The sequence below is a fragment of the Paraburkholderia saeva genome (genome assembly GCF_907164555.1).
Taxonomy (GTDB): Bacteria; Pseudomonadota; Gammaproteobacteria; order Burkholderiales; family Burkholderiaceae; genus Paraburkholderia; species Paraburkholderia saeva.
Genome location: NZ_CAJQZC010000027.1, coordinates 1 through 3,250, shown reverse-complemented (window position 1 = coordinate 3,250; position 3,250 = coordinate 1). Strand labels below are relative to the sequence as shown.

Annotated in this window: 2 protein-coding genes; both read left to right on the top strand. The window is 66.8% G+C overall.

The annotated features are described in order from the left end of the window. The coding region (locus LPA36_RS29325; RefSeq protein WP_228884014.1) for an ImcF-related family protein at positions 1-2,820 on the top strand (2,820 nt) is incomplete at its 5' end. Beyond that, positions 2,817-3,250, top strand: a 434-nt coding sequence (locus tag LPA36_RS29320) for a type VI secretion system baseplate subunit TssF (protein ID WP_228884013.1), incomplete at its 3' end; no start/stop codon positions are given. The genes LPA36_RS29325 and LPA36_RS29320, both read left to right, overlap by 4 nt.

The window sequence follows — 3,250 nt, the reverse complement described above, 5'->3', positions numbered from 1 at the left end:
GTGCGCCTTTATACGCGGGAAAAGGCGACCTGGTTGATGGAGGTCTCGAAGTACATCAGCGACCACGCTGAAAGGATTGGTGGAAACCTGCGTGCACTCGCCGCATCGAACTGGCTGCGTGCGCCGCTCGCGGGTGTCCTGTTCGCACCGGTCTTTCCGGGGACGACTGTCGTGCCGGTGCCGGTGGCTAATGATGGTGATGACGCACCCGCCGGGGCCGCAACGGCGGTTCCGGTGGCCGAAGTGACACGTGAACAGCCGCGCGCCCTGCTGCCGGTGTGGCGAGAGATTGCGGCAGGTTCGCCGAATTATCGGGGTCGTCGCACGGGGTTGTACTGGCCAGATGTGCTTGCGTGGTGCGCCGTGATCGGGGCCATCGTGTGGATCATCCTGATGGCGATCTCGGGGCTGGGCAACCGGGAACTCGTCAAGGATGCCGAAACGACCGTCACCCAGGCGCTCGCGGCTACGCCCGGCACGCCTCCAGCGTTGCGCGCGCAGCTCGCGCTGCAGAATGAAATCGCGACGCTCGAATATCGCCAGCAGCATGGTGCGCCGTGGTACCTGCGCGCGGGCCTGTCGCGCAACGATGACCTGCTCGCTGCGCTCTGGCGGCCCTACCAGACCGTGGCGACCCGCAACCTGCAGCAGCCGGTCGCGCAGGCCTTTGAAGGGCAACTCGCCCAGCTCTCGCAGGTACGCGCCGACGAACAGCAGAGCCACGACGCGCAGCAGCAGGCGTACAACCGCCTCAAGGCGTATCTCATGCTCGCCACTCCGGCGCGTACCGACGCGCCGTTCCTGAAGGCGCAGATGCTGGCGGTCTGGCCCGCCGTCGCCGGCATGCGCACGGGCGAATGGCTCGACACCTCGCTGCAGCTCGCGGGGTTCTGGTCCGATCGCCTGAAGGCTCATCCGGCGTGGCGTATCAACGCATCGATGCCGCTCGTCACGCAGATGCGCTCGACGCTCGTGAACCAGATCGGCCTCGCGGCAAGCGACGATGTGCTCTATCAGCGCGTACTCGATCAGGCGCGTGGCAGGTATGCGGATGTATCGCTCGCGACCCTGCTTGCTGGCACCGACTCCCACGGACTGTTCACGAGCACGCAGACGGTGCCGGGCATCTTCACGCGCGCCGCGTGGGAGGGCTTTATCGAAAAGGCCATCGACGAGGCCGTAAAAGGGCAGCACGTCGAGGGAGACTGGGTGTTGACCGGCGACCAGCCGACCGCCCGGATCAGCGCCACCGCCGTGGAGGGCGCGGTCGACGCGGCGCAGGCTGCACTCGACGCAAGGAAGAGTGCCGACGATCTGAGAAAGCGCCTGCGCGACCGGTATTTCACGGACTACACAGCAGCTTGGGCGACCATGCTCAACAGCTTCCAGTGGATCGGCGCGACGAGCTTCTCGGGCGTGATCGACCAGCTTACCCGCATGACCGACGCGCAGACCTCGCCGCTGCTCGCGGTGATGAAGTCAGTGCAGTACCAGGGCGAGGCGGGCCGTCCCTCGCAGGCGCTCACCGACACGCTGGTGCGCAAGGCGCAGGGGCTGCTGGGCGACGGCGATAGCGACGCGGTGCAGGCCCCCGTGGTCAATCCGCTGGACCGCACGTTCGGCCCGCTGCTGGCGCTGATGGGCGACGCCAGCGCGGCTCCGGGCAACAGCAAGGCAGGTAACGGCAATCCTGCGAATGCCGCCGCGTTTAGCGGCGTCAGTCTCTCGCGCGTACTGACGGCCGATACGACCGTGCGCCTGAAACTGCAGCAGATCCAGGCGAGCCCGGACGCGCAGGCGATGGCGCGCTCGCTCGCACAGGCGATCTTCCAGGGCAAGCTCTCCGATCTGTCGCAGGCGCGCGACGACGCGGCGCTAACCGCTGCGAGCCTGGGCGCGCAGTGGGCAGGCTTCGGGCAGACCCTGTTCGTCCAGCCGCTCGACGCGGCCTGGCAGGCGGTCCTGCAGCCCGCCGCCGCGAGCCTGAATGACGCGTGGCGCTCTGCCGTGGCGGCCCCATTCCAGTCATCGTTCGCCTCGCGCTATCCTTTTGCATCAACGAGTGCCGACGCGTCCTTTGCCGAATTCGGCCGCTACGTGCGGCCCGACACGGGACTCATCAACCGCTTCATCGACATCGAGCTGACTGGCGTGCTCAAGCGTCAGGGCGATCAGTGGGTGCCGAACGAACTCGCGCCGCAATCGCTGCAGTTCGATCCGAAGTTTCTCGCGATGCTGCGCCTCATCGGCCCCATGGGTGCGCATCTCTATGCGCAGGGTGAAGCGGGTTATCACTTCAGCCTCATGCCGCAGCCGACGCCCACCGTGACGCGCACGGAACTGACGGTGGACGGCCAGCCGATCGTCTACTTCAACCAGCACGAAACCTGGTCGTCGCTGGCATGGCCTGGCAACGGCCTGAACGGCCATGCGTCGTTGAACTGGCAGTCACTGGACGCGGGCACGCGCATCGCATTCGACGCGACAGGTGACTGGGCGTTCCTGCGCATGCTTGAAAAGGCCCGCGTAAAACCGCTCGACGATACGCGCTTTGAGCTGGTCTGGAACGGCGCGGCGGGTAGCGACGCGGCGAAGGCCGCTTCCGCGGCCTCTGCAGCGGCCAGTACGCCAGACGATGGTGCGGAGGGCAAGACGGCGCCGCTGAGCTATGTGCTGCGCACGCAGGCGGGGGCTGGACCGCTGGACCTGCTCAAGCTGCGCGGCTTCCAGATGCCGGCGCGCATTTTCATCACGGGCCGGGCCGGGCAGATCTCCGGACTCCCTTCCCTGCCACCCTTGCCCCCAGAGTTGCAGCCATGACCGCACCGTGGAAGAAGTCCCAAGCCGACCAGGCGAATCCGTTCCTGACGAAATTCGATGGCGAGATGCGCTACCTGCGCGAAGCCGGTCGCGAGTTCGCGCGTGACCAGCCCGATGCTGCGCGGCGTCTCGGCATGCAGTATGGTCAGGAGGGTGAGCAGGTCCGGGCGGTCAATGAAGGCTTTGCGTTTCTGGCGGCGCGGTTGCTCGGGAAACTCGACGACGGGTTGCCGGAGATCACCGAGGCGCCGCTCGACAACCTGTTCGAGTACGCCGCGCGACCGATCCCGTCGCTGTCAATCATCGAATGCAGTCCCCTGAACCGCAACGCCACGACGACGGCGCAGATCCCGGCCGGCGCCGTGGTGCGTTCCGCACCCATCGGCCTCAAGCAAGTGCAGTGCCTCTACCGGACCACGCAGCCCGTCGA